The following is a 2159-nucleotide window of genomic DNA, read 5'->3' on the forward strand; positions in this document are numbered from 1 at the left end:
CGCTCACCGACTAACCGACTAACCTACACCTGTTCACCATCTGTAGCTCGAATAAATGAAATTGGTATTAGTTAGTATGACCCTATTTGAAGTTCATCAAATGACCGAACCACAAGTCAACCGTAATCGGGTGCATCTCAAAGTTGTAAATCTATAGCTCAGGGAACTGGAGAAGTGTTTTAGCCTTCAATGGTCGTATTTTGGCAAAAGTGAGATGCACCCAAGATCTAAGCTCTCGGTGATGCTGCGCACCCAACAAAGGCAAGCAAGTTTCGAGTTCCTGGGGATCAATAAGGCCAAATACACGACCATTGGGATCGTGGGATGGTATCGAGTGGGGCAAATCTAAACATGTCTTGGGGCGACTCTTGTTTTGCGTGTGCCTTAGGTTTCGATAGCCACAAACCCATCCGCTCCCGCAATCACGGCCAAAATGGCAATGGTAACCATCGCTACTTGAAGATCGTCCGTTCTGCTACCCACAGGGGGTACCGACCGATGCTGAAAATGATTAGACCTCTTGCAAAAGTCTTTCGTGGTATAATAAACTATTTGGCAATTTTTTATTATACCTACCCTTAAGACTAACAAACTTGCTTTGTACTAGATCTCTTGCAAAAGTTTGATGTATAATTGGATGTTTCGTTCGCTTCGCGAACGAAAAGAAGTTTAATAAAAAAACTATGACCTACGAAAACTTAAAAAAGTTATCCGCCGAAGAGTTCAAACGCTTTTGTGGAGTTAAACCAGAGACTTTTGACCAAATGGTGCAATTATTATAAAATAATGAAGAGTTAAATAAAAAAACCGGGCGACCATCCAAATTAAGTTTAGAAAATCAAGTTTTAATGATCCTAGAATATTTGAGAGAGTATAGAACTTACTTTCATATAGGACAATCTTGGGGGCTTAACGAATCGACAGTCTATCGCATAATCAAAAAAATTGAGAAGATTTTAATTAAATCTCAAATTTTTAGATTGCCCGGAAAAAAGCAATTATTAAACGTCAATAAAGACATCAAAGTGGTGGTGGTTGATGTCACAGAAAATCCGATTGAACGTCCAAAAAAAAACCGAAAAAATATTACAGTGGAAAAAAGAAAAAACATACCTTAAAATCTCAGATAGTCATTAATCAGCAAAATAAGCAAATAGTCTGTACTTCTCACAGCAAGGGGCAAGAGCACGATTTCAACTTATTTAAAAAAAGTAAAACTTGTCTAATTGAACAAATTATATGTCTAGGATATAAAGCTTATCAAGGGATTAAAAAAATTCATCAATTAAGCCAAACTCCTCATAAGAAATCCAAAAAAAAGGAACTATACCAAAAACATAAAAAAGAAAAGAGGCGCGACCCAAGGGCAGTTTACCTGCCCATTGGAATGCGCGCCTCCTAGGGATTTAGCTTCTCTCAGAATTGTTATTGAACATGTATGTCGCTCTCTTAAAGTTTTTAAGATTCTATCAGAAAGATACCGTAATCGCCGAAAAAGATTTTCTCTACGTTTTAATTTGATTGCTGGTATTTATAATTATGAACTTTCTGTTAGTCAAAATTAGTTGGCTATCACGACTTTTGCAATAGCTCTACTCTCTTGGTGTATAAGCCTAATACACAATCTAGCTAATTTTTACCAAAACCACCATTATAACTAAAAATATTTTGGCAAGAGGTCTATTGAGTACACTCTTTTTCAGGATCATTGCCTCACGCTGATTATGATTGTTAAGAACGGGTCTGCCAAAACCTTTTGCCATGATTCGTGACTAGAAAATACAACCCTTTACACATCAATGGTTACCCTTGATCAGAGATGAAGGATTAGATCATGCAACCGGTTTTTTGTCAAGTACAATTTATCCCAAATTAGATGCGATTACCCGGCATGCTTCCCCTATTACCTATTACCCATTACCTATTACCAATTCCCCATTCCCCATTCCCCATTCCCCATTCCCCATTCCCCATTCCCCTTTTACAAATATGAGATGCACCCACCGTAATCTTACTGACAATTCGTCATTTTTAATTGATAATTCAGGGTAAATTACCGATTATATCCAATCAGTTTGACTAATTATGATATCTCTTCTCTGGTAATTTGTACTTGGTAATTTGTACTTGGTAGTTGACGATTCACCATTACCGATTGC

Annotated in this window: 1 pseudogene; it reads left to right on the forward strand. The window is 37.3% G+C overall.

Annotated features, from left to right (window positions below):
- Nucleotides 1-683: 683 nt before the first annotated feature.
- Nucleotides 684-1565, forward strand: a pseudogene (locus F6K37_RS39195) (IS5 family transposase).
- Nucleotides 1566-2159: the final 594 nt, after the last annotated feature.

Source organism: Moorena sp. SIO4E2 (genome assembly GCF_010671945.1).
GTDB classification, from domain to species: Bacteria; Cyanobacteriota; Cyanobacteriia; order Cyanobacteriales; family Coleofasciculaceae; genus Moorena; species Moorena producens.